The sequence below is a fragment of the Paenibacillus sp. GM2 genome (assembly GCF_900069005.2).
GTDB lineage: Bacteria > Bacillota > Bacilli > Paenibacillales > Paenibacillaceae > Fontibacillus.
The window spans coordinates 2385788-2408645 of record NZ_LN831279.1 but is presented as its reverse complement, the minus strand read 5'-3'; the positions used below and the strand labels follow the sequence as shown (position 1 = coordinate 2408645).

Below are 22858 nucleotides of genomic sequence, written 5' to 3'. Positions count from 1 at the left end.
GAAGTAACAGATGCAGTTCAAAAAGTCCGCTTTTGAACACGAACGATCAGGTATCTCGTGGAGGTCAGCTTATGGACAAGAGGAAGGTAATTAACGCATATCGCCGCGGGTTTCTTACCGCACAGGAATGTGCTCAGGTGCTCGGGATTGAGCGTCGGCAGCTCGAAGATCTGCTTACAGACAGTACAGAAGAGCTGTATCGGCATTCTTCTGCGACCGCAGGGCATAGACAGTCGGCAACGAAATAATACGAAAGCGCATCATCCTTCTGTGATTCAGGAGGGGGTGCGTTTTTGCTTTAGCTGTAAGAATTTATCTCCTATATAGTCACATTTCGATTGAGATGCTAGAATAGAATCTAACTTTGATCCGGTTGAGCCTTCGCGGCTTACGGTTTTCTTGTCAAAAGGAAAGATCATATACTATAATGAGCAGAGTAATTATCGGATTTTAGTTCTTTACAGTTTAACAGTTTAAAGGGGGAACGCAGCATGAGTTTGCGTTATTTAACGGCTGGGGAGACACATGGTCCTCAGTTGACTGCTATTATCGAGGGATTGCCCAGCAATCTGCATCTGGATTTTGAGGCGCTTAATAATGAGCTTGCCCGTCGTCAGAAGGGCTATGGCCGTGGCAGACGGATGCAAATCGAGAAAGATACCGCGGCTATTGTTGGTGGCGTTCGCCATGGATATACGACCGGAGCGCCTGTCGCTGTCGTAGTAGAGAATAATGATTGGACGCATTGGCGAAACATTATGAATATTAAGCCTGTTGAAGGCACTGACGAAGAGAAACGTCGTGTTCATCGTCCTCGTCCGGGTCACGCTGACTTGAATGGCGGGCTCAAATATGATCTGAAGGATCTGCGCAATGTGCTGGAACGCTCCAGTGCACGTGAGACCGCAGTACGTGTTGCTGTTGGGGCGATCGCCAAGCAATTCCTGGGCCGCTTTGGCATTAAAATCGGCGGTCAGGTGAAGAGGATCGGCGAGATCGAAGCTCCGCCCCATCATTTGTCTCTGGATGAGCTGATAGAGATCACTGAACAATCCTCTGTCCGGGTAGCGGATAAGGCTACAGAGAAGAAGATGGAGGAATACATCGATAAAATTAAGGCCGAAGGCGATTCGATCGGCGGGATCGTTGAATGTATCGTTGAAGGCGTGCCAGTTGGACTTGGCAGTCATGTGCAATATGACCGCAAGCTTGATGGGCGTATCGCTCAAGCGGTGATGTCGATTAATGCCTTCAAAGGCGTGGAGATCGGCATCGGCTTTGAAGCGGGCACAATACCTGGTTCCCAGGTGCATGATGAGATTCTGTACAGCGAGGAGCGCGGATACTATCGGGCAAGCAATCGCCTTGGCGGCTTCGAAGGCGGGATGACGAACGGCATGCCGATTGTTGTACGTGGGGTCATGAAGCCGATCCCGACGCTTTATAAGCCGCTGCAGAGCATTGATATTGATACGAAGGAGCCATTTACCGCTCAGGTGGAACGCTCGGATGCATGTGCTGTACCCGCGGCGAGCGTAGTGCTGGAGCATGTTGTAGCTTGGGAAGTGGCGAAGGCTTTCCTTGAGAAATTCGGCGGCGACTCCATCGAAGAGATTGAGCGCAACTACAAGGGCTACCTGGCTCAATTGGAGGCCTACTAATGAGAACGCTGGAAGTAGATTTGGGCGATCGATCTTACCCGATCTATATTGGCGGAGGTTTGCTGGAGCAAGCAGGCGCTTATTTTGAGCGTCATGGATTAACGAAGAAGAGCCCGGTGCTGATCGTTACAGATACGCATGTGGCGCCGCTGCATTTGCAGAAGGTTGAAGCCTCATTGCAGTCGAGCGGTTACCGGACCATTCATCACATTGTCGAGGCCGGAGAGCCTTCCAAATCACTAGCCGTATTTGAGGAAGTCATGACGACGGCGATTGAGAGCGGTCTGGATCGGAAATCTTCCGTTGTAGCTCTCGGAGGCGGTGTGGTTGGCGATTTGGCGGGATTCGTGGCTGCTTCTTACATGCGCGGGGTAAACTTTATACAGATGCCAACGACCATTCTGGCTCATGACAGCAGCGTTGGCGGGAAGGTAGCGGTCAATCACCGTCTGGCTAAAAACATGATCGGTGCCTTCTATCAGCCTGAGATGGTTCTCTATGATGTCAGTTCATTGCAGACCCTGCCGGATCGTGAGGTTCGCGCAGGCTTGTCCGAGATGGTGAAGCATGGCTTGATCTGGGATCAGCAGTTCGCCGACTGGTGCGGGGACAATGCGGGAAAATTGCTGTCATTGGACACGGAAGCACTGGAATATGGTCTGATCCAGGGCTGTGAGATTAAAGCGAAGGTTGTAGCGGCTGACGAGCGGGAGCAGGGACTGCGCGCGATCCTCAATCTCGGCCATACGCTTGGTCATGCGATTGAGGCCACCGGAGGTTATGGCGAGTATTTGCACGGCGAGGCCATCTCCATAGGGATGGCTGCAGCGGCTCTGATTGCCGTTCATCGCGGCAGAGAGGCAGCGTTATATGAGAGGACTGTAGAGCTTCTGCGAGGATTCGGACTTCCCACAGCCATGCCAGAGCATTTGGAGGAAGAGCAGCTGATCTCGGCCATGATGCATGATAAGAAGTTTACAGAGAACAAAATTGTATTCGTACTCCCGGTTCAACTCGGAAAGGTAGAGATCGTCTCCGATGTAACGCTAGACGAGGTGCGCCGGGTTATCGCGGAATTGAAAGGGGAAAGACAGAATGTATAATCGCGGCATCCGCGGAGCAACGACGGTAGCTCATAACGAGGAACAGGAAATTTTGGACGCTACAGCAGAGCTATTGAAGAAGGTCGTCGCTGCCAACGAGATATTGCCTGAGGATATTTGCAGTGTCTGGATCACCGTTACGCCGGATCTTGATGCCGCATTTCCCGCCAAGGCAATTCGTGTGCTGCAGGGCTGGGATATGGTTCCGCTGATGTGTTCGACCGAAATTCCGGTCAAGAACGCGCTTCCGAGATGCATCCGACTGTTGATTCATGTAAATACGAATAAAACGCAGCGGGAAATGAAGCATATCTATATGAATGAGGCGAGAAGCCTTCGCCCCGATATCAGCACGCAAGCTTAGTGCCCGGATAATGATGTCTGGTTTAGGCAAAAAAAGAAAGTTGCCAACTTGTAAAGAATCATGTATATTAACTTTAAGATTTTGGTTAAGAATGTTTATTGAGCTAAGTAGAGTTGAGATGAGCAGAGCTGAGTTTAGCTGAGAGAGTAGTCTAGTTCAGATATTATGCCTGAAATCGTCAGGACATACAGTGGATGAATCTATAGGGGAACCTATACCACGGGACGGGTGTATTTATTGTTCCGTAGAAATTATGAGACTCCAGTTTATTTTGGAATCCGTTATTTCTGTGATTTTTCATTCCTTATGCCTGTTGGCATCGTACAGGACAGACATCACTTTATACTGTGAATCTAAGCAACCTCTACTTCGGTAGAGGTTTTTTTGTTTTCAGCTTGAACTACTCGTATTACAAAGATGAGAAGAAGGAAGTGATCGAGCATGACAACCCCACAGGTTGAGCAGGTAATTGCACTGGCCAAAGACTATAATTTGATTCCGATCGTACGCACATTGCTGGCGGATATGGAGTCGCCTATCCGTATTTTTCGGCGTATCGCCGAGCGGGAACGGGCATTTTTGCTGGAGAGTGTAGAGGGTGGTGTGAATTGGGCGCGCTATTCCTTCATCGGCAAAGATCCGTTTATGATGATTACCGCTAAGAAAGGCCAGCTAGTTGTAGAGCGCGGCGGCGTCAAGGAGCAGAAGCAATCGCAAAAGCCTGTGGAGGAGCTTCGCTCCATCCTGCGGGGTTTCCGAAGCCCGATGCTTCCGGAACTGCCTCCTTTCACCGGAGGAGCTATTGGTTTCTTTGGATATGATCTGCTCCAGTATTATGAGAAGCTGCCGGAGCACCAAATTGATGATCTTCAGATGAATGACCTGCAGTTCATGTTCTGCGACCAGATTATTGTCTTTGATCATGTGAAGCAGCGCATTCTGCTGATTGCCAATGTGCATGTCAAGGATGGAGCTCTCGAGGAGGATATACGCAGGGCTTACCAGGAGGCGGAGCTTAAGCTTGATGAAGCAGCCGCATTTCTGCAGGAGGAGGACCCGGCCGAGAAGTTCAACCGGCAGCCGATTCCCGCGCAAGTGGAGCTTGGGGACGTTCGGTCCAATCTAACGAAGGAACAGTTTATAGCGAACGTAGAGAAGGGCCGGGAGTATATCCGGGCCGGAGATATATTTCAAGTGGTATTATCGCAGCGGTTCCATATCGAGACAGAGGTTGATCCGCTGCATGTATATAGAGTACTGAGAACGCTGAATCCCTCGCCATATATGTATTATCTCAAAATGGACGACGAGATTATCGTCGGTACATCGCCTGAGGTGCTAGTGAAGGTGGAGGGAGAGCGGGTCGAGACCCGGCCAATAGCCGGTTCGAGACCACGAGGTGCGACGACTGCGGAGGATCTGGCGCTTGAGGCCGAGCTGCTGCAGGATGAGAAGGAACGGGCGGAACATCTGATGCTGGTTGATTTAGGACGTAATGATCTTGGCAGAGTATCGGAGTTCGGCAGTGTAAAATGCGAGTCCTATATGAATATTGAGCGCTACTCGCACATTATGCATATGGTCTCCAAGGTATCCGGCAAAATGCGAAACGACAAGGATTTCTTCGATGCCTTTCTGTCCTGTATGCCGGCGGGAACCGTATCAGGCGCGCCGAAGCTGAGAGCGATGGAGATCATCGCCGAGCTGGAGCAGCAGGCCAGAGGAACTTATGCCGGAGCGATCGGATATCTGGGGTTTTCAGGGAATATGGACTCTTGTATTACAATCCGGACGATTGTATTCAAGAACGGCAAGGCTTATGTGCAGGCCGGGGGCGGGATCGTATGGGACTCGGTGCCGGAGAATGAATATCAAGAGTCAGTGAATAAGGCGAAGGCGCTGTTAACGGCCATTCGGATGGCTGAGCAGATGTTCCCAGTGCAAGAGAAGGATGAAGCGGTGATTAATCAGGATTATTTATATGAATACACGCCTGCGGGGCTAAGAAGGGAGTAGAGAGGATGAACGGACAACAAATTGTGCAAAGCGGGTTGCAGCGGGTCATTGCCGGCCAGCATTTGGCAAGGCAAGAAGCGAAGGAAGTTATGGAAGTCATTATGAGCGGAGAATCAACTCCGGCACAAATTGGCGGCCTTCTGACGGCTTTGAGAATTAAGGGTGAGACGATCGAAGAAATCACTGGGTTTGCCGAGGCGATGCGCCTGCAGGGCAACCGGATGTATACGGAATCATCCCGGTTGTTGGATACTTGCGGCACTGGCGGCTCTGGCATTCACAAATTCAATATTTCAACGACCTCGGCTATCGTTGCCGCCTCGGTATCTGTTCGTGTAGCCAAGCACGGCAACCGCTCTGCTTCTGGCCGCGCCGGCAGCGCAGATGTATTAGAGGCGCTTGGCGTGAATATCCATCTGGATGCAGAGCAGGCGAAGCGCTGTCTCGACCAGATCGGAATCTGCTTCCTGTTCGCGCAGATTTATCATCCATCAATGAAGTATGCGGCAGGGCCGCGTAAAGAATTGGGAGTGCGGACGGTATTCAACATGCTTGGTCCGTTGACGAATCCGGCCGGTGCTGACCGACAGGTGCTGGGAATCTATGATGCCGACAAGACCGAGACGATTGCTAGCGTACTTCGTGAGTTAGGCTCCAAACGAGCTCTTGTTGTAACAAGCAGGGAAGGGCTCGACGAGATCAGCATCTCCTCACCAACCCTGATCTCGGAGCTGAAGGACGGAGAAGTGAACACCTATGAAATTCAGCCGCAAGATATCGGCTTGAAAGCTTATCCGCTTAGTGAAATGATGGGAGGAGACCCGGCTACGAACGCCGAGATTATCTCGAGGGTGCTTCAAGGCGAGAAAGGGGCTTACCGCGATGTGGTGCTGGCGAATGCCGGCGCATGCATTTATGTGTCTGGCCTGGCTGACAGTATCCGTGAGGGAGTCGTCATTGCCGCCGAGTCGATCGATTCCGGGAAAGCATATAGCAAGCTGCAACAGCTTATTCATACAACGGAGGACTTAAGTTATGTATCTTGATAAAATCGTCGAGACGAAGAGACAGGAAGTTCTGAAGCTGAAAGACCGATTAACACGAACGGAAGCAGAGCGGCAAATCGCTTTGCTTCCGTCAACACGGGGATTTCATCAGGCGCTCTCCGTGAGGAAGAAGCGGCAATTAGGGCTGATCGCCGAGGTGAAGAAGGCATCGCCATCCAAAGGGCTGATCCGTCCTGACTTCAATCCATTGGAGATCGCGCGCAGCTATGAGTCGGCAGCAGCGGATTGTATTTCGGTCTTGACCGATGAGGTCTATTTTCAGGGAAGCGGCTCTTATTTGCAGCAAATCCGCGACCATGTCAAGCTCCCGCTGCTGCGCAAGGATTTCATCATCGATGAAATGCAGATCTATGAGGCCAGGCTCCTCGGGGCAGATGCGATTCTGCTGATTGCTGCCATTCTGGATGACGAACAGCTTCACAGGTTTATGCAGACGGCTGCTGCACTGGATCTGGACGTTCTGCTTGAAGTCCATGATCGGAATGAAATGGAGCGAGCTCTATCGTTAGAAAATGCCCTGCTTATCGGAATCAATAATCGAAACCTTCATACGTTTGAGACGCGCCTTGAGGTAACGGCTGAATTATCCTCTATAGTACCCGCGGGAGTGACGCTGATCAGCGAGAGCGGAATTCGTACTTCTGAAGATGTGAAGTATTTGGCCCAGACTGGTGCGAAGGGGCTGCTCATCGGCGAGACGTTTATGAGACAGCCGCGCGTCGATCAAGCGGTGAATGAATTGATGGGTGTGCTGGAGCAAGATGGGGTTGGGGCTGTCTTGCGGAAGGAGCGTTCCTGAAAATGAATGAAACTACCGTAAAAATATGTGGACTTCAATCCGTTGAAGTGCTAAAATCGATGATACATTTACCCGTAGATTATATTGGATTTGTCTTTGCCAAGAGCAAGCGGCAAGTAAGTACAGCCCAGGCGGCCGAGCTGGCGTCGCAGCTGAAGGGATGGAAGACTTCAATACTCCCAAAGAGCGTTGGCGTCTTTGTAAATCCTGAGCTGGCGGAGTTATCCTATACGGTGAAGACAGCGGGGCTGGATGCGGTGCAATTGCATGGAAGTGAAAGTCCGGAGTTCTGCCGGGAGGTGCGGGAACGACTGGGCGTTCAGGTGATCAAGGCCTTCTCCGTGCAGGAGAACGGAACCCTGAGTGGGGAATTAGTGATTGAAGATTATGCAGGCGTCGTAGACGCTGTTCTGCTGGACACCTATGACCCGGTTTATGGCGGTGGTTCGGGAATATCCTTTGCCTGGGAGAAAGCTCTCCCTTATCAGGCTTGGGCCAAGGCGCAAGGTGTTCCTTGCTGGATCGCCGGCGGGTTGAATCCCGATAACGTAAATGAACTAGTAAGCAAGCTGCACCCGGGTGGTGTAGATGTATCGAGCGGTGTGGAGATCAATGGAAGCAAGGATATAGATAAAATAACAGCATTTGTGGAGAGGGTGAAGGGGAAGATGGCACAAGTTCCTGATGAGCACGGGCGGTTCGGTCCGTTTGGCGGCCGTTATGTCCCGGAGACATTAATGAACGCGTTAATTGAGCTGGAGGAGTCCTATAATCGATATAAGGATGACACCGGTTTTCAGGCGGAAATCGCCTATTTGCTGAAGCAGTATTCAGGTAGGGAGACCCCGCTGTATTATGCGGAGCGACTGACCGAAAGCCTGGGTGGTGCGAAGATCTACTTGAAGCGCGAGGATTTGAACCATACTGGAGCCCATAAAATCAATAACGCGATCGGCCAGGCGATTCTGGCAAAACGGATGGGCAAGAAAAAAGTCATTGCCGAGACAGGCGCAGGCCAGCACGGGGTGGCTACAGCTACGGTTGCAGCACTGCTCGGTCTGGAGTGCAAGGTATTCATGGGAGAAGAAGATACGAAGCGTCAACAGCTTAATGTGTTTCGCATGAAGCTGCTTGGCGCAGAGGTCGTGCCGGTGATGTCCGGAACACGCACTTTGAAGGACGCTTGTAATGAGGCGCTGCGCTACTGGGTCAGCCATGTCGAGGACACCTTCTATATTCTTGGTTCGGCGACCGGACCGCATCCTTATCCGATGATGGTCCGCAATTTCCAGCGAATTATCGGCGATGAGACGCGTCGCCAGATATTGGACGCGGAAGGAAGACTGCCGGATATGCTCGTCGCTGCGGTTGGTGGTGGCAGCAATGCGATCGGCATGTTCTATCCTTTTATTGAAGATACAGCTGTACAATTGGTTGGTGCCGAGGCAGCGGGAAGAGGCGTTGATACGGAATTTCATGCGGCAACGATGACGAAGGGAAGCAAAGGGGTATTCCAAGGCTCGCTTAGTTATTTGCTGCAGGATGAATACGGACAGGTTAAGCCGGCGCATTCCATCTCCGCGGGTCTCGACTATCCGGGTATCGGTCCGGAGCATTCCTATTTGAAGGATATAGAGCGGGCGCGGTACTACCCGATTACCGATCAGGAGGCGTTAGATGCACTTCAGCTGCTGAGCAGAACCGAAGGAATCATTCCGGCGCTGGAATCGGCACATGCTGTAGCTCAAGTCATGAAGATGGCGCCGGAGATGAGTAGTGAAGAGATCATCGTAATCTGTCTGTCAGGGCGTGGAGATAAGGATGTGGAGTCGATTATGGCTTACACGGAAGGGGGCGCTGCGCTATGAAATCCACGGACATGAATCTGATGGATCAGACCTTTGCCCAGCTTCGCAAGGAAGGCAAGGCGGCACTGATTCCTTTCATAACGGTTGGTGATCCTGATGTGGAGACAACTTTGGATATATTAAGAGAGGTCCAGCTGGCCGGTGCAAACATCGTTGAACTGGGCGTCCCTTATTCCGATCCATTAGCTGATGGCCCTGTTATTCAGCGGGCATCAGAACGTGCGCTTGCCCATCAAGTGACGATCGAGACCTGTATCGAGGCAGCCCGCCGAGCCAGAGAGAGCGGTATTCAAATGCCGATCGTCTTATTTACTTATTTCAATCCGGTTCTGCAGACTGGGTTCGGGCGCTTCTTCCAGCTCGTGCAGGCAGCAGGTATTAGCGGACTTATTATCCCTGATTTACCGTATGAAGAATCCGAGGAAATTTTGCATCTGGCGGATGAAGCGAATGTTCATCTTGTGCCGCTAGTGGCTCCTACCTCAAATGAAAGAATTCAACGCATCGTATCCCGGGCTCGTGGGTTCATTTATTGCGTGTCCTCGCTTGGCGTTACGGGGGAAAGAGCTTCCTTTGCCCAGGGGGTGGATGATTTCATCAAGACTGTGAAGAAAGGCACTGATCTTCCTGTCGCCGTAGGCTTTGGTATTTCCAACCGAGAGCAGGCCCAGCATTTTGCCGGGTTCTGTGATGGGGTCGTCGTTGGGAGTGCCATTGTGCGCAAGATCGAGGAAGCATTGCCATTATTACAGAACGAAGCGACGAAGGAGCAGGGCTTGTTGCAAATTCGTGACTTTGTGGCAAAATTAAGAGTGTAAATTTCATTTGGAACGAAGGAGGAGAAATACATGCTGCCAAAACCGCAAATCGTGAACCTCCCGGTCTATCAACCTGGTAAGCCGATTGAGGCAGTCAAGCGGGAGCTTGGCCTTACAGAAGTAATCAAGCTCGCATCCAATGAGAATCCATATGGCTGCTCTCCACGCGTTCGTGTAGCGATCGAAGCGGAGCTTGCTAATATCAGCATTTATCCTGATGGAAGTGCGGTAGAATTAACCGAAGAATTAGCGAGTCATCTCGGGGTCCATTCCAATCAAATTATTTTCGGCTGTGGATCGGATGAGATTATCGCCTTGATTACCAGAGCGTTCTTCCTTCCGGGAGACGAGACTATTATGGCGGATCAGACCTTCTCCGTCTATAAGAGCAATGCCGATATCGAGGGCGCAGTCAGTATCGAGGTTCCTCTGCAAGCAGGAACGCATGACCTGGAGGTGATGCTTCAGGCGGTTAATGATCGGACCAAGGTGATATGGATCTGCAATCCTAACAACCCGACCGGGACTATTGTGCCTGAGGCGGATTTGGTCGCTTTTCTGGATCGAGTTCCTGGCCAAGTGCTGGTCGTGCTGGACGAAGCCTATGCCGAGTACGTTACTGATCCGTCCTATGCAGATGGCATCCGTTTGCTGGATAAATATCCGAACCTGGTCGTGCTTCGCACGTTCTCCAAAATTTACGGTCTGGCATCCCTGCGTATCGGATATGGTGTAGGCCAGCCTGCGGTGATCAAACTGATTAATCAGGTGCGTGAGCCCTTCAACACCTCGCGAATCGGTCAGGCCGCAGCGAGAGCATCGATTGCAGACCGCCAGTTCGTAGCGGAATGCCGCGAGAAGAATGCCAAGGGCATTAAATACTTAAATGATGAGTTCGACCGTCTGAAGCTGTCTTATTTTCCGGCTCACGGTAATTTTATTATGGTTGATGTGGAGACTCCGTCCCAGGAGATGTTCCAGGAGTTGCTTAAGCTGGGAGTCATTGTCCGCAGCGGCTTCTCTAAATATCCGAATTCCATTCGGGTAACGGTTGGCTCAGAGAGCCAGAATCAGAAGTTTATCGCTGCTCTGGAGCAGGTGCTTCAGCAGCGTAAGGTACGAGTCTAGCGAGTGTATATAACTAGCCATAAATGACCTCAATGAGCTTTGACAAGTATCCTGTTTATGATGAAGTAAATAATCTTAGTAGAAGTTGAGTGAAAATTTATGACTACAAAAATTGCAATATTTGGTGTTGGATTGATCGGCGGGTCTCTGGCCCTATGTTTTCGCGGCAAGCCGGGGATTGAGGTGGTTGGCCACAGCCCCCGCTCCCGCTCGCTTGAGGTGATGCTGGATCGGGGTGTGGTGGATTCCGCGACCCTCTCGATGGAAGAAGCGGTGCGTGACGCCGACTTTATATTTCTATGTGTGCCAGTAGGCAATCTGGAAGAGTATCTGGAGAAGCTGTATGCGCTGCCGCTTAAGCAGGGGTGTATTATAACGGATGTAGGCAGCACGAAGGCTTCGATCGCTGCTGCGGCAGAGAAGCTGTCGCGGCCGGACGTGTATTTTATTGGCGGCCATCCAATGGCCGGCTCTGAGCGGTCCGGGGTGGAGGCGGCTTCGACGCTGCTGTTCGAGAATGCATACTATGTTCTAACGCCGGCAACAGGCGTTCCAGACGAGGCTTACGCCAAATTGGAGGAACTTCTGCAATATACAAGGGCCCAGGTCGTACGCGTTAACCCTGTACAGCATGACGAGATCGTTGGTGCGATTAGTCATCTGCCGCATATTATTGCGGTAGCGCTCGTCAATCAGGTGTGTGATTACAATGCCTCCAACGGCTTGTACCGAACCCTTGCGGCCGGTGGTTTCCGCGACATTACGCGGATTGCTTCCAGCGATCCGATTATCTGGCGTGATATTCTGCTGAGCAATCGTGACGTGGTGTTATCGCTGCTTAAGGATTGGAATGAAGAGATCGGTGGTTTTATCTCCATGCTGGAGGACAGGAATGGGGAGGGGATCGTCGATTCCTTCGTCAAAGCAAACCGATTCCGCAGCGAGCTTCCTGAACGACGCAAAGGCATGATTTCCTCGCTCTTTGATTTGTATATCGATGTCCCAGACCATCCGGGGATTATCGGACAGATTACGACCGAGCTTGGGGATCAGAACATCAACTTGAGCAATATTCAGATTATCGAGAGCCGCGAGGATGTGCCTGGCCTGCTGCATTTGTCCTTCCGCCAGGAAAGCGCAATGGAACGAGCCAAAGAACATCTGCAATCGATGGGTTATGCTGTATACGTCTAATTACTATACTTATATGAACTTGACGGAAAGCGGGGTCTTTAGGACCCTGCTTTTTTCATTTTGATAATACATATAAGCTCGAACGATCTAAAATGAATAAAAAAAACGCCACTTCGTGTTGAAGTGGCGCATGCTCACTAACGAGCAACAGATATTGGATAGGAGTGGAGAGAAACCATACTGTGCTTTTATTATAATGTATCCGTTTTCATTCTGTCAACACATTTTTTTAGCGCTTTCATTGGAGATTAACTACAAATTTTCCCTTTTACAGAGAGGCGCCATCAGGGCTCATTCTGTAGTTTGGCAAACACGACAAGCCGCATCTCATGTTCTTTTTTCTTGCGGCTGTATTTCCCCGTGCAAGTAATCAGATTAAGCCTGTATTCATCCGTATCGCCAAAAATTCTTTCAAGCGGGGCTTCAGCTGTAATGAAGGTCTCGACGCTTTCAACTGCATAGATAAGTCGTTGCCCTGTCTTATTAGATACGATAATGGTATCGCCTGGACGCAGTTTCTTCAAATTAAAAAAGATCGCCGGACCGGTATAGCTGTCTACATGTCCGTCCATAATGACGTTCCCTTGGCCTCCGGCAAGAACGCCTGGCTGCAAAATGCCGACGACTTCAGTATCCTCTGGCACATCCATTCGCCCATCCTCCGCAACCCCCACCGGCATGATCTGAGCAAAGGCATTAATGCTTGGAATATACAGATGATGGGGCAGGAATGGCTCAACCGGAGCATTATGTACAGCATTTTCGGATGTTTTTGCTGGTGGATTAGGCTCTATAATTTCGTTGTTGGATTGCGATTGGGCTGAGGTCTGTGGAAGATCGGTTTGTTTCTCCGCAGTGTTCCTCGTCTCTGGGGCCGAACAGCTCGAGCAGGCTAAGGCTATAAGGCATGTAACGATTGTGAGCTTCCATTGCAGCATGTTCAGTATTTTCATCTTGATAAATATAGAAAGAGGGGAATCCCCCTCTCTCAGCTCCTCTATTCTGTTTGTTCGCTAGCGCCGCCAAAGCCAGAACGAGGCATTTCAGTGGCCTTAGTCTTGATGCTCTTAGCCTTAATGCTCTTCGTATGCATTTTGTGTTTGCCCGCTCTTTCCTTATGCATCGATTTGGTATGCATCTTATGCTCATGGGCCTTGGTATGATGAGCAGGAGCCGCACTAACAGCCGATGCGAAGGAAAGGAGAAGAGTTGCGGATAGCAGGACAGCAGATAGTTTTTTCATGGGCTTTTTCCTCCGAATAGATATTTTATTCCCCGGGAATTATCGTCCCCCAAAATGATTTATATATATATGGGAAAATACGGTGGCTGTTAACAGCCAGTCCAATGTTAAAGTATATCTTGATGACAAACGGGACACATTGATCTTTAATAATATCCACAAAGGGGAAATCAGCATGATCTACATTTACAACTGTTATGGGGGAACACATACCTCCGTCTTAGCTGCGGCTTATCATTTGAATCGGTTACCACGCGACCGTAAACCTTCCAAGGAGGAAATTCTGAATACGTACATGTTCGATAAGCTGCTTCCGCAGGAACATGGCAAATTGATTCATCATGGCAAGGACGATCAGGGAAATGACATTTTCAGTGTGGGGAGAGGCAATTCCAAAGCGGTAATTCCAGCGATCACCAGTTCATTTCAACTGTTGGCCGATAAAGAAGAACTGTCGGAGAAGGTTATATTGTCCAACACTTCACCGACAGTCCCTTTGATGATGACGATCGGGGGCTTCTGTTCAAGACAACTCAGGCTCACGAGTCTTGGCCGGGCCCTTCTGGTGCTGGGTGCCCAGCAAACCTATAAAAATATAATACAAGTGGTTGAGGATACGACTCGTGCAGGCAATACCTCTTCTCCAAAAGTAAAGGTGTTGAACAATGAAGGAATAAAGCTCTAGGAAATGTAATACAAACAGCTTTATAGCGGAGTGGGTCCGGTAGTGTAATCGGCGATTTCCGTCGATCCGAAGAACAGCAAGCCAATAACGATGATTAAAATAAGAAGCTCAGCAAATCTTTCGCCATCAAACTCTCCCAACTCTGAGGCCCCCTTTACGTCATACTGTCTAACCGTGCACATTTAATCTGTCATTTTCTTCATCGCGGCAAATACGTCATTTAATGTAAGATCACCATTGCTCTGAAAAAATGAGACCAGCGTATCTATGTTCGATCCGTTGCCGGAGCTGAGTGTTTTGTATTGGCCAATCAAGCTGATAACGACAGACGCTTCCCTGAACAATTCGACGGAGTCGACCTTTAATTTACCGGTTAACAGCAGGGCGGCAACAGCGGCTTCAATGCTCCCGGGCTTTTGCTGTTTCGATTTGGAAGATTTGCTGTTCGAATTATTGTTTGAATTTCCATTTTTAGAGCTGCTATTTCTGGCTTTATTGCTTTTGCCGGGAGAAGACATAGGATTACCTTCTTCCGTTTGTGAAATTAGAAAACGCACTATAAGAGTAATTTATGCCGCGATGAGGGTTAGTGTTATCCTATTCGACTACATGGCGTTGTCTTAGCCCGGACATATTTTTATCCGCCCCTCTTCTATGGTATAATATTGAAGGATTGCAATATGAATTGATAATGACGCCATCATATGGATGTTTTTTTAATAATTACATAAGCAAACCGCAACTTTTTTAATCCTGTTCGGTAATAATGTATAAGAATCGAACGGGGAATAAGCGCATGGATGGGCGAGGAGGTTCGCACTTAAATGACGGATTCCCAAATGATTCGTGAGATAAAAGAAGGCAATACCGAGTTATACTCGGAGTTGATGCGAAGGTATCAACGCAAAATTTTGGCATTTGTATATCACATGCTGAAGAGCGCTCAATTGGAATTGATGGCAGAGGATATTTGTTCTGAGACTTTTTATAAAGCATTTCGAAGTTTGCACTCTTTCCGTGAAGTAGATGCTTCCTTCTCTACCTGGCTTTATACGATTGCAAGAAACACCGTTTTGAGTGAATTACGTAAGCAGCGAAGCGGCAATGTGCCGTTAGAGGAGAGTGGATACATACCTGTTGCTCCGCATGAGCTTGTGCCTGAACAGGCGATTTTGCGCAATGAACGTGTTGGCCTGGTTCGCGAAGCAATTAACAATCTTCCGGAAAAGCAGCGATCGGCTCTGATATTACGCGAGTACGACCAACTGGACTATCAGGAAATCGCCTGCATTCTAGGTCAAAGCGTAAGTGCTGTGAAATCCTTGTTGTTCCGAGCACGCAGCAGTGTAAAAAGTCAGCTTGAACCCTATTTCTATGAGCCGAGCTACGAGCATTATGAAGGGATGAAAAGCAGATGAATTGTAGAGAGGCGGAGCAGTTATTTCCACTACTTCCGGATCTTCCGAAGGATGATCCTCTTAGACAAATGTTGGAGTGGCATGTTATAGGCTGTGAAACCTGTGCGGTTGAATATCGTTTCTGGCAGGAAAGTCTGGAAGCGGTCCATGATCTGCCGTTTGAGATTACTGAAGAACAAGCCGAGTCCGTGAACCGCAAGGTAATGGATAGAATCTACTCGGAATCTCCCTGGCTTGCTCCGGATGTTCGAGACCCCGGATTTCATAAACGGATCAGCAGGCGTGTCTCATTATGGGCAGCATGCTTCCTCGTGGTCTTCCTATGCAGCACATTACTGTTCGTGATGGGCGGGAAATTCGAAAAGGACTCGGAATATGAATCTTTGACCGGTGTGCTGCCGACTGCGGTGGCTACAACCGACAGTGAGAAGACAAGCAATGTCTCCTTCAGCTTGCCGAACGAAGTCCGCGGCATTGTCGATCCGTTCGTAGTGCAAATGGGCCCGACTTATCCGCAATATTGGATGTACTTGTCGATGGGGGGCATGGTTCTTGCCATCGTGTCCTGGAAGGGCATCCGCCGCTCCAAGAGATAGCGTGAGATTGGATAGGCGCTTCTTCCCCGGAAGAAGTGTTTATCTTTTTTTATATAGGAGTACTTCGAATTAGAGGATACTAGAGATAATTTTTGGGGAGGTTGATTATGCTAGTTGGCTTGATACGTCATGGATTGACAGATTGGAATAAGATCGGGAGAATTCAGGGACAGAGCGATATTCCCCTTAATGAAGAAGGACGTGGTCAGGCGAAGAAGTTAGCGGAGCGTCTGCTTGCGGACCAGAAGTATAAATGGGATTTTGTCATTACCAGTGGCTTGTCTCGGGCTCAGGAGACGGGGGAGATTATTGCCAAAACGCTGAATATTCCGTTATATGATCCGGATTCGAGATTGGTTGAGAAGGCCTTTGGTCAAGTAGAAGGACTAACAGCCGAAGAGCGTGAGACGCTTTGGGGAGTAGATTGGAAGCAGCGGGATCTTGGTCAGGAGAGCGATGAAGCTATTCAGGAGAGAGCTTTGTCATTTTTGAAGGAAATTGGTGAGAAGTATAGCGATAATAATGTGCTTGTAGTCTCTCACGGTGGATTGCTAGCCCAGTTGTTTACAGTTCTATATCAGAATAAGTGTACGGAGCGCATCGGCAATCTCTCCTTAACTATACTGGAGAAGAATGATCACAATTGGGATATGCGCCTCTATAATTGCACACGCCATCTGGAAGATAAGTAAGTTTTGGAATGACCTGTAACCTATGAGACCGGCCCAAATGGGCTGGTTTTTTTTGGTATGAAGGAATAATTACCGTCAAATTTCCCATAATGGTATTAAAACGGCGAGGCGGTAACATATGAATCTGGCGGATATGCTAACTTATGCTGATATTACGCAGCTCAGCAGAATAGCGAACCATTATCGGTGTGATTGCAACGGAAACTCCAAGCTTGAACTGATTCAGTCCATCCTGCAGACGGTAGGGCGGCGAGACTTCGTCGAGCATCATGTGGACGGAATGAGCATGGAGGATTTACGCTTCTTGAACGCTCTTCTGTTCGATGGCCGCAAACAATTCAGTCTTGAGGATCTGCTGGCTTGCGTCAAGCAGTCGCGAGCAGTCAAAGCTGAGCGTGATCAGGAGCAGGAGCGGGAGAATCCGCGCGAAGTTATATCTCGGTTTAGACAGCGCGCCTGGCTCTTCCAGGGAGCGACTCCGGCAACACGTTACCTGTTCGAGGTGCCCGACGACTTGCGTTGCAGGTTTCGCGAGGTGCTTGAGAGGCGTATTAAGTCAGAGGTTATTCTGGCAGAGCAAGAGCCAGTCCTCTATCGGGAAGAGCCCGATCTCATGGCAACTGACCTGCTGTTGTTCCTTGAATATGTCATGAATCATAGTGTTGCTCTTAATGCAGAAGGTGTGATGTATCGGCGCAGCCAAATGCAAATCATGGAGATGCTTCATGTAAGCGAACCGCTTGTGGGCAAAGGCTGGAGATTTGGTTATGGCCGTCGATTCAAGGATTATCCGAGCCGTTTTTCGCTGCTCTACGACTATGCCTATCATGTCCGTCTGATCAAGGAAGAAGGGGACAGCCTCAGGCTCACCTCGACCGGCCTAGCCTATCTTAAGGAAGAACATCGTGAAGCGATGTTGCAGTTTGTTGCCTTCTGGCTAAGGCTGTACAAAATACCGATCCCGAACCTGCTCTCGATGATCTATTGGATCGAACGATCTTCTGCAGACTGGGTCAGTGTGAAGTCATTGTACCAGAACCTGGGGTCTCTAATCGCTCCTTTCTTCTATGACACTCCTGAATCGATATTCGAAGAGCGGATTTTGCGCATGATGCTTCATCTGGGCATGATCCGTATTGGAGAGAGCGAAGTTGGAGAACGGTATGTTCAAACCACTGGATTTGGCAAGATGGCAACTAAGCAGCTGCATAAGGACTAGCAAGATAATACTTAAGTCGTTGACAATAATGTACCTAATTGCTACAATCACTCCCAACTAAACGGCGGGAGAGTGATTCGTAGTGCTGATTGAATACCTGGGAAGAAGGCCAAATCTGGATTCATCGGTATTTGTGGCCGAGGGAGCGAAGGTCGTCGGTGATGTAACGTTAGGCAAGGATTCAACAATATGGTACAACGCGGTGCTTCGCGGAGATCTGGCGCCAATTATGATCGGTGATCGCTGTAATATTCAGGATGGTGTGATCGGGCATGTGAATACCGATCAGCCGCTTATTGTTCGGAGCGAGGTATCTGTAGGCCATGGTGCGATTATTCATGGCGCAACGATAGGCCAAGGTACATTAATCGGGATGGGGGCAATCGTCTTAAACGGTGCTGACATCGGTGAATATGCTTTAGTAGGAGCAGGATCTTTAGTAACAGAGAATACCAAAATTCCACCCTATACTCTTTCTCTAGGCACTCCTGCAAGAGTCGTACGTGAATTAACAGAAGATGATTTGCTTAGGATGAAACGGACGATGGAAAGTTATGTAGTGAAAGGCAAAGAATATAGGATCTCATGACAATGTATTGGAGGTGCATCCTATGGATCAAATGAAGGTTACTTATGAAGCGATGCTCAGTTTAGCGGCAGAGATGGTCTGGGATGAAGCGCTGCGCAAGCGCCGGTCGGAGCAAATATATAGCGAAATTGATTCTGCCCTGGCCAAAGGCGATGAGGTGGCCTTCCGACTTCTTACGGATGAACTGAAGACATTGAAACATTAAAAGAAATGCCACCGGCATTTCTTTTTTTGAGAAAAAAGTAATTCGATAACAATAGGTGGTTCGTAGGTTTGTTGCTTTGTTTGTAAAACTATTTGACGAGTAAACGATAGTTCACTATAATATTTAGTAAACTATCGTTTACTTGGAGGCGTCCACATATATGGATACAAAAGAAAAGATATTACAAGTTTCGTTAAAGCTATTTGCTCGTGACGGTTACGAGGGTGTATCTGTAAGAAATATTGCTGAAGAACTCGGAATTACAAAAGGTGCATTATATAAGCATTATGAAAATAAGCATAATATTTTTGATAGTATCATTCAACGTATGGAAAAAATGGATGCCCAGAAAGCAAAAGAATTTGATGTTCCAGTTGGTACTTTTGAAGATGCAGAATACGATTATCGTAATGTGGCATTCGGAGATATCAAAGCATTTAGCATTAAAATGTTTAAATACTGGACTGAAGATGAGTTCGCCTCAAACTTTCGCAAAATGCTGACATTAGAGCAGTACCGTAATCCTAAAATGGCAAGTTTGCTAAATCAATACCTAACTGGTGGAGTTATCGGTTATGCCAAAGATTTAATAGGTGAATCTGTATTAAATACAAAAAATAGTGATAAGGATCCTGAAATTCTTGCACTGGAGTATTTTGCACCAATTTACATGATGATGGGAATATCGGACAGTATGGAAAATAAAGCGGCTGCCAAAGAAATGGTGGAAAAGCACATAGATTATTTTATGGGAAATTTAAGGTGAGAATAGTATGAAAACCTATAACAAAAAAGTCGACTATCTATCCATCGCAATAGCAATATTGGCAGCAATAATTTCTGCAATCAGCCTGTTTTATAATCACCCTATAAATATAGGTGAGCAAGTAGAAACTGTCGGGGGGCAGATTGTTAAGCTGTATGGACGTGGCATTTATCACAACGATTCGCTATCCATGGCAGTTCAAGCAAAAGGTCAGGATTTGGTTACTCTTTTCCTAGGTGTGCCGTTTCTTGTTTATTCTTTGTATTTAAGCAGAAAGAATAGTTTTCTAGGCAGATTCTATCTAACAGGAACTTTGGCATATTTTCTATATACTTATGTGATTTACAGTTTTGCTGGTTCTTATAACCCATTTTTCATCTTGTACGTTGTTATAACGGGTTTATCATTTTTTGCTTTTATCGCTTGTATGACTTCTTTTGAGCTACCAAAATTGAAAGATAAATTTAGCGAAAAATTACCAATTAAGTATCTAGGTATTTCAAATGTAGTATTTGCTTGTTTAATTGCATTTAATTGGCTCTCTCGTCTTACTCCGAAGAGCCTAAGCATTTACTTAGAACACTATACGACTTTGCCGATCCAAGCGATGGATTTAGGAATTGTCTTGCCAGTAATCGTATTCAGTGCGGTAATGCTTATGAAGAAACAGCCATGGGGCTATCTTCTTATGCCCATCATGACTATGAAGATTTTGACCTTGCTAATAGCACTTGATGCAATGATTTTATTTATGTGTCTGAATGGTGTTGAGGTGTCTATCGTAGAAATGGTTATATTTCCGTTATATACGTTAGTGGTAGGATTTAATTTTTATTTGATTCAAAAGAATCTGAAGAAATGAGGTAACGTATGAGTAAAATAGCTGTGATCTACAAATCTACTTATGGGGCAACTAAGAAATATGCTGAGTGGATTTCTGAAGAATTAGGTGCAGACTTGATTGAGAGGGATTCCGCTAAAGCTAATATGCTAATAGATTATGACATCATCATGTACAGTGGTGGAATATATGCCAGCAGTATCAGTGGGTCTGATTTGGTATCTAAGAATGCATGTAAGCACCTAATTGTATTTACTGTTGGTCTGACGAATCCAGAAACGATGGACTACACGGATATTATGCATAGAGCCTTTCCTAATCAAAATATTCAGCCACAAAAGGTATTTCACTTGCGAGGTGCAATTGACTATGGCAAGCTAGGCTTTCTGCACCGCAACTTAATGAAAATGCTAAATAAGGCAGTAGAAAAGAAAGCTGAGTCAGAAATGAATGAAGTTGAAAAGGTGATTAAGGATACCTATGGTAAACAGGTGGATTATATAAATAGAGAATCGATAAGACCAATAATTGCCTATATTCAGGGAATTGCGTAAAAGAAAATTAATAATGTGAATACTCAACTAATGGGTAGCCTCCTATCCGCTTGGATAAGGAGGAGGGAATGCTCGTCCGATCTTGATGATTAGGAAAATCCACCTTTTAAATGTGACATCTCTGTGACTATAATAGGAGTGATACTAGGGGAGGAATAGAGCATGAAATTTAGTGAAATTGAGTTATCAGCCTGGGAGGAATTGCGTCCTTACCTCGATACCTGCTTAATTCCGGTTACCGCTCTTTCAGGAACGGAGCAGCCATACGAAGTGACCGGCAAATTGGAACGGCTGCGGGATATTATGGATTGCATCGAGATTCCGTTCAAAGGCAGGGTCGTTACATATCCAGCTTTTCAATATGGGGATGCACAGATTACGGAGCTTATCAACAATGTATGTCGCAATACCAAATTATCGGGATTTAAATATGCCATTGTGATATCGGCCGATGCGGCGTGGACGTCAGAAGCTTTGGCTGATGCGGATCTGATCGTGACGTCACAGGCTTTTCCAGACTATAAGACGCCCGAGGGAGCAGAGCAAATCAGACTAGCTGTTCAAGCGATTTGGCAAAATTCAGGACTGAATTAATTGTGACAAATTATCGACACTTTAATGACAAACCTACTGTTTATCCTTGGAAAATATGTGTCAAATTCTTGACGCTCTCAAAACGCTAATATATTATTAAACTGACTTACATATTCATGTGATTATTGTCATTGAAAAGGGAAGATCGTTAAAGATCAATTGGCGAAAAAAGGGGGTTGAAGACATTATGAGCAATCAGCATGACGAGCATGAATCGTCACATAAACCGCCCATCCGTAAGGAAATGTCCAGGCGGCAGTTTCTTACATACACATTGGGAGGCGCTACCGCATTTATGGTGGGCGGAGTGACGCTTCCGATGGTTCGTTTTGCCGTAGATCCGATTTTGCATAAAAAGGGCGAGGGCGCTTTCATTAAAGTGGTCGAAGCCAGCAAAATAACGAATGAGCCGCAGGAGTTCAATTTTGAACTTCCACAGCAGGATGGTTGGTATTCCAGCATTGCCTCGCTCACGGCATGGATTCGTAAAGACGAGAGCGGCAAAATTTATGCGCTTTCACCGATTTGTAAGCATCTGGGATGTACGGTCGGATGGAACAGTGACAAAAGCTTTCCTGACGAATATCACTGTCCTTGTCATGGGGCGCATTATACGAAGGATGGCAAACAGCTTGCTGTTGCGCCGAAACCGCTGGATGAGTACAAGGTTATGTTGAAGGATGATTGGGTTTATCTCGGCGACATTGTCGCCAATACAAGAGTGAAGTAAGGAGGCGTAGATTCGGATGTTTAAGAATGTATATAACTGGATTGACGAACGTCTCGATATCACGCCGATTTGGAGAGATGTTGCTGACCACGAGGTACCAGAGCATGTTAACCCGGCGCATCATTTCTCTGCCTTTGTGTATTGCTTCGGCGGACTGACGTTTTTTATTACTGTAATCCAGATTTTATCAGGGATGTTCCTGACAATGTATTATGTACCAGATATTAAAAACGCTTATGCCAGCGTTGAATATTTGCAGACCCAGGTTGCCTTTGGACAAATCGTTCGCGGGATGCACCACTGGGGAGCAAGCCTTGTTATCGTGATGATGTTCCTGCATACGCTGCGGGTATTCTTCACCGGCTCTTACAAAGCGCCACGGGAAATGAACTGGGTTGTCGGGATGCTGATCTTCTTCGTAATGATCGGCCTCGGTTTGACTGGTTATTTGCTGCCATGGGATAACAAGTCTTATTTCGCAACCAAGGTTACGCTGGAAATCGCCAATTCAGTTCCGGTGCTGGGGCCGGTCATTAAGGAATTGCTGCAGGGCGGAACCATTGTCGGCGCCGAGACGCTGACCCGCTTCTTCGCGATCCATGTCTTCTTCCTTCCGGCTGTACTGCTGCTACTATTGGTAGGGCATTTTATCATGATCCGCAGACAAGGGATCTCCGGACCTCTATAAAATTGTGAGTAATAATAAAG

The 22858-nt window shown here is 47.7% G+C and carries 27 protein-coding genes and 1 pseudogene; 25 read left to right on the top strand and 3 right to left on the bottom strand.

Annotation, left to right across the window (positions count from 1 at the left end; genetic code table 11):
• The first annotated feature begins 71 nt into the window (after nucleotides 1-71).
• The 12 genes and pseudogenes from BN1360_RS20620 (at nucleotide 72) to BN1360_RS20570 (ending at nucleotide 12018) form a co-directional block, all read left to right on the top strand.
• Complete coding sequence (locus BN1360_RS20620) at nucleotides 72-248, top strand: hypothetical protein (protein WP_179014124.1); 177 nt, start codon at nucleotides 72-74, stop codon at nucleotides 246-248.
• Between the two features lie 243 nt (nucleotides 249-491).
• The gene (gene aroC, locus BN1360_RS20615) at nucleotides 492-1661 is read left to right on the top strand and encodes a chorismate synthase (RefSeq protein WP_068781740.1); all 1170 of its coding nucleotides are present in this window, start codon (nucleotides 492-494) and stop codon (nucleotides 1659-1661) included.
• Nucleotides 1661-2764, top strand: a complete 1104-nt coding sequence (gene aroB / locus BN1360_RS20610; RefSeq protein WP_068781739.1) for a 3-dehydroquinate synthase — start codon at nucleotides 1661-1663, stop codon at nucleotides 2762-2764. The genes aroC and aroB overlap by 1 nt, the downstream gene beginning before the upstream one ends.
• A complete protein-coding gene (gene aroH / locus BN1360_RS20605) occupies nucleotides 2757-3128 on the top strand; it encodes a chorismate mutase (RefSeq protein WP_068781738.1) in 372 nt (123 codons plus the stop codon). The genes aroB and aroH overlap by 8 nt, the downstream gene beginning before the upstream one ends.
• Before the next feature lie 441 nt (nucleotides 3129-3569).
• Nucleotides 3570-5144: an anthranilate synthase component I gene (trpE, locus tag BN1360_RS20600; protein WP_068781737.1), complete on the top strand. Its 1575-nt coding sequence runs from the start codon at nucleotides 3570-3572 to the stop codon at nucleotides 5142-5144.
• Between the two features lie 5 nt (nucleotides 5145-5149).
• Nucleotides 5150-6190, top strand: coding sequence for an anthranilate phosphoribosyltransferase (gene trpD / locus BN1360_RS20595; RefSeq protein WP_068781736.1), 1041 nt, complete (start codon nucleotides 5150-5152; stop codon nucleotides 6188-6190).
• A complete protein-coding gene (gene trpC, locus BN1360_RS20590; protein WP_068781735.1) occupies nucleotides 6180-7010 on the top strand; it encodes an indole-3-glycerol phosphate synthase TrpC in 831 nt (276 codons plus the stop codon). The genes trpD and trpC overlap by 11 nt, the downstream gene beginning before the upstream one ends.
• Nucleotides 7011-7012: 2 nt before the next feature.
• Nucleotides 7013-7651, top strand: a pseudogene (locus BN1360_RS26060) (phosphoribosylanthranilate isomerase); the annotation flags it as partial.
• A 27-nt stretch (nucleotides 7652-7678) separates the two neighbouring features.
• On the top strand, nucleotides 7679-8878 hold the full coding sequence (gene trpB / locus BN1360_RS26055; protein WP_068781826.1) for a tryptophan synthase subunit beta: 1200 nt from the start codon (nucleotides 7679-7681) through the stop codon (nucleotides 8876-8878).
• An 11-nt stretch (nucleotides 8879-8889) separates the two neighbouring features.
• On the top strand, nucleotides 8890-9696 hold the full coding sequence (gene trpA / locus BN1360_RS20580) for a tryptophan synthase subunit alpha (RefSeq protein WP_068781825.1): 807 nt from the start codon (nucleotides 8890-8892) through the stop codon (nucleotides 9694-9696).
• Nucleotides 9697-9726: 30 nt separating this feature from the next.
• On the top strand, nucleotides 9727-10824 hold the full coding sequence (gene hisC / locus BN1360_RS20575; RefSeq protein ID WP_068781734.1) for a histidinol-phosphate transaminase: 1098 nt from the start codon (nucleotides 9727-9729) through the stop codon (nucleotides 10822-10824).
• A gap of 99 nt (nucleotides 10825-10923) precedes the next feature.
• Nucleotides 10924-12018 carry a prephenate dehydrogenase gene (locus tag BN1360_RS20570; RefSeq protein WP_068781733.1) on the top strand — a complete coding sequence of 365 codons (1095 nt, stop codon included), beginning with the start codon at nucleotides 10924-10926 and terminating at the stop codon, nucleotides 12016-12018.
• A gap of 284 nt (nucleotides 12019-12302) precedes the next feature.
• Here BN1360_RS20570 and BN1360_RS20565 read toward each other — a convergent pair whose 3' ends face one another.
• Together BN1360_RS20565 and BN1360_RS20560 are read right to left on the bottom strand one after the other, a co-directional pair.
• Nucleotides 12303-12956, bottom strand: coding sequence for a class F sortase (locus BN1360_RS20565; protein WP_069188396.1), 654 nt, complete (start codon nucleotides 12954-12956; stop codon nucleotides 12303-12305).
• Nucleotides 12957-13015: 59 nt separating this feature from the next.
• A complete protein-coding gene (locus BN1360_RS20560; protein WP_068781732.1) occupies nucleotides 13016-13261 on the bottom strand; it encodes a hypothetical protein in 246 nt (81 codons plus the stop codon).
• A gap of 82 nt (nucleotides 13262-13343) precedes the next feature.
• On the opposite strand from BN1360_RS20560, the gene BN1360_RS20555 reads away from it, so the two are divergent.
• Nucleotides 13344-13946, top strand: a complete 603-nt coding sequence (locus BN1360_RS20555) for a DUF3189 family protein (RefSeq protein ID WP_324254281.1) — start codon at nucleotides 13344-13346, stop codon at nucleotides 13944-13946.
• A 182-nt stretch (nucleotides 13947-14128) separates the two neighbouring features.
• Here the strand turns inward: BN1360_RS20555 and BN1360_RS20550 are convergent, their stop codons facing one another.
• On the bottom strand, nucleotides 14129-14464 hold the full coding sequence (locus tag BN1360_RS20550; protein WP_069188393.1) for a hypothetical protein: 336 nt from the start codon (nucleotides 14462-14464) through the stop codon (nucleotides 14129-14131).
• 306 nt (nucleotides 14465-14770) lie between these two features.
• Between BN1360_RS20550 and BN1360_RS20545 the strand changes: the two genes are divergently transcribed.
• From BN1360_RS20545 to qcrB, 12 genes are all read left to right on the top strand, one after another.
• Nucleotides 14771-15364 (top strand): RNA polymerase sigma factor, encoded by a 594-nt coding sequence (locus tag BN1360_RS20545; RefSeq protein ID WP_068781731.1) that lies wholly within the window; start codon nucleotides 14771-14773, stop codon nucleotides 15362-15364.
• Nucleotides 15361-15960, top strand: coding sequence for an anti-sigma factor (locus BN1360_RS20540; RefSeq protein ID WP_068781730.1), 600 nt, complete (start codon nucleotides 15361-15363; stop codon nucleotides 15958-15960). Before BN1360_RS20545 ends, BN1360_RS20540 begins: the two co-directional genes overlap by 4 nt.
• A 107-nt stretch (nucleotides 15961-16067) precedes the next feature.
• Nucleotides 16068-16652: a histidine phosphatase family protein gene (locus BN1360_RS20535; protein WP_068781729.1), complete on the top strand. Its 585-nt coding sequence runs from the start codon at nucleotides 16068-16070 to the stop codon at nucleotides 16650-16652.
• A 118-nt stretch (nucleotides 16653-16770) separates the two neighbouring features.
• Complete coding sequence (locus tag BN1360_RS20530; protein ID WP_068781728.1) at nucleotides 16771-17871, top strand: hypothetical protein; 1101 nt, start codon at nucleotides 16771-16773, stop codon at nucleotides 17869-17871.
• Between the two features lie 82 nt (nucleotides 17872-17953).
• Nucleotides 17954-18460: a gamma carbonic anhydrase family protein gene (locus tag BN1360_RS20525; RefSeq protein WP_068781727.1), complete on the top strand. Its 507-nt coding sequence runs from the start codon at nucleotides 17954-17956 to the stop codon at nucleotides 18458-18460.
• A 22-nt stretch (nucleotides 18461-18482) separates the two neighbouring features.
• The gene (locus tag BN1360_RS20520; protein ID WP_068781726.1) at nucleotides 18483-18665 is read left to right on the top strand and encodes an IDEAL domain-containing protein; all 183 of its coding nucleotides are present in this window, start codon (nucleotides 18483-18485) and stop codon (nucleotides 18663-18665) included.
• A 160-nt stretch (nucleotides 18666-18825) separates the two neighbouring features.
• The gene (locus BN1360_RS20515; protein ID WP_068781725.1) at nucleotides 18826-19431 is read left to right on the top strand and encodes a TetR/AcrR family transcriptional regulator; all 606 of its coding nucleotides are present in this window, start codon (nucleotides 18826-18828) and stop codon (nucleotides 19429-19431) included.
• Between the two features lie 7 nt (nucleotides 19432-19438).
• Entirely contained in the window at nucleotides 19439-20293 is an 855-nt protein-coding gene (locus BN1360_RS20510; protein ID WP_082790149.1) for a hypothetical protein, read from the top strand.
• 8 nt (nucleotides 20294-20301) lie between these two features.
• The gene (locus tag BN1360_RS20505) at nucleotides 20302-20826 is read left to right on the top strand and encodes a flavodoxin domain-containing protein (protein WP_068781724.1); all 525 of its coding nucleotides are present in this window, start codon (nucleotides 20302-20304) and stop codon (nucleotides 20824-20826) included.
• Nucleotides 20827-20988: 162 nt separating this feature from the next.
• A complete protein-coding gene (locus BN1360_RS20500) occupies nucleotides 20989-21420 on the top strand; it encodes a DUF2487 family protein (RefSeq protein ID WP_068781723.1) in 432 nt (143 codons plus the stop codon).
• A gap of 187 nt (nucleotides 21421-21607) precedes the next feature.
• The gene (locus tag BN1360_RS20495) at nucleotides 21608-22150 is read left to right on the top strand and encodes a Rieske (2Fe-2S) protein (RefSeq protein WP_179014107.1); all 543 of its coding nucleotides are present in this window, start codon (nucleotides 21608-21610) and stop codon (nucleotides 22148-22150) included.
• 16 nt (nucleotides 22151-22166) lie between these two features.
• Nucleotides 22167-22838, top strand: a complete 672-nt coding sequence (gene qcrB / locus BN1360_RS20490) for a menaquinol-cytochrome c reductase cytochrome b subunit (RefSeq protein ID WP_068781722.1) — start codon at nucleotides 22167-22169, stop codon at nucleotides 22836-22838.
• The last annotated feature ends 20 nt before the right edge of the window (nucleotides 22839-22858 follow it).

Coding starts and splice junctions, on each gene's coding strand:
- BN1360_RS20620 (WP_179014124.1), top strand. CDS start 72: ATGGACAAGAGGAAGGTAATTAACGCATATCGCCGCGGGTTTCTTACC.
- aroC (WP_068781740.1), top strand. CDS start 492: ATGAGTTTGCGTTATTTAACGGCTGGGGAGACACATGGTCCTCAGTTG.
- aroB (WP_068781739.1), top strand. CDS start 1,661: ATGAGAACGCTGGAAGTAGATTTGGGCGATCGATCTTACCCGATCTAT.
- aroH (WP_068781738.1), top strand. CDS start 2,757: ATGTATAATCGCGGCATCCGCGGAGCAACGACGGTAGCTCATAACGAG.
- trpE (WP_068781737.1), top strand. CDS start 3,570: ATGACAACCCCACAGGTTGAGCAGGTAATTGCACTGGCCAAAGACTAT.
- trpD (WP_068781736.1), top strand. CDS start 5,150: ATGAACGGACAACAAATTGTGCAAAGCGGGTTGCAGCGGGTCATTGCC.
- trpC (WP_068781735.1), top strand. CDS start 6,180: ATGTATCTTGATAAAATCGTCGAGACGAAGAGACAGGAAGTTCTGAAG.
- trpB (WP_068781826.1), top strand. CDS start 7,679: ATGGCACAAGTTCCTGATGAGCACGGGCGGTTCGGTCCGTTTGGCGGC.
- trpA (WP_068781825.1), top strand. CDS start 8,890: ATGAATCTGATGGATCAGACCTTTGCCCAGCTTCGCAAGGAAGGCAAG.
- hisC (WP_068781734.1), top strand. CDS start 9,727: ATGCTGCCAAAACCGCAAATCGTGAACCTCCCGGTCTATCAACCTGGT.
- BN1360_RS20570 (WP_068781733.1), top strand. CDS start 10,924: ATGACTACAAAAATTGCAATATTTGGTGTTGGATTGATCGGCGGGTCT.
- BN1360_RS20565 (WP_069188396.1), bottom strand. CDS start 12,956: ATGCTGCAATGGAAGCTCACAATCGTTACATGCCTTATAGCCTTAGCC.
- BN1360_RS20560 (WP_068781732.1), bottom strand. CDS start 13,261: ATGAAAAAACTATCTGCTGTCCTGCTATCCGCAACTCTTCTCCTTTCC.
- BN1360_RS20550 (WP_069188393.1), bottom strand. CDS start 14,464: ATGTCTTCTCCCGGCAAAAGCAATAAAGCCAGAAATAGCAGCTCTAAA.
- BN1360_RS20545 (WP_068781731.1), top strand. CDS start 14,771: ATGACGGATTCCCAAATGATTCGTGAGATAAAAGAAGGCAATACCGAG.
- BN1360_RS20540 (WP_068781730.1), top strand. CDS start 15,361: ATGAATTGTAGAGAGGCGGAGCAGTTATTTCCACTACTTCCGGATCTT.
- BN1360_RS20535 (WP_068781729.1), top strand. CDS start 16,068: ATGCTAGTTGGCTTGATACGTCATGGATTGACAGATTGGAATAAGATC.
- BN1360_RS20530 (WP_068781728.1), top strand. CDS start 16,771: ATGAATCTGGCGGATATGCTAACTTATGCTGATATTACGCAGCTCAGC.
- BN1360_RS20520 (WP_068781726.1), top strand. CDS start 18,483: ATGGATCAAATGAAGGTTACTTATGAAGCGATGCTCAGTTTAGCGGCA.
- BN1360_RS20515 (WP_068781725.1), top strand. CDS start 18,826: ATGGATACAAAAGAAAAGATATTACAAGTTTCGTTAAAGCTATTTGCT.
- BN1360_RS20510 (WP_082790149.1), top strand. CDS start 19,439: ATGAAAACCTATAACAAAAAAGTCGACTATCTATCCATCGCAATAGCA.
- BN1360_RS20505 (WP_068781724.1), top strand. CDS start 20,302: ATGAGTAAAATAGCTGTGATCTACAAATCTACTTATGGGGCAACTAAG.
- BN1360_RS20500 (WP_068781723.1), top strand. CDS start 20,989: ATGAAATTTAGTGAAATTGAGTTATCAGCCTGGGAGGAATTGCGTCCT.
- BN1360_RS20495 (WP_179014107.1), top strand. CDS start 21,608: ATGAGCAATCAGCATGACGAGCATGAATCGTCACATAAACCGCCCATC.
- qcrB (WP_068781722.1), top strand. CDS start 22,167: ATGTTTAAGAATGTATATAACTGGATTGACGAACGTCTCGATATCACG.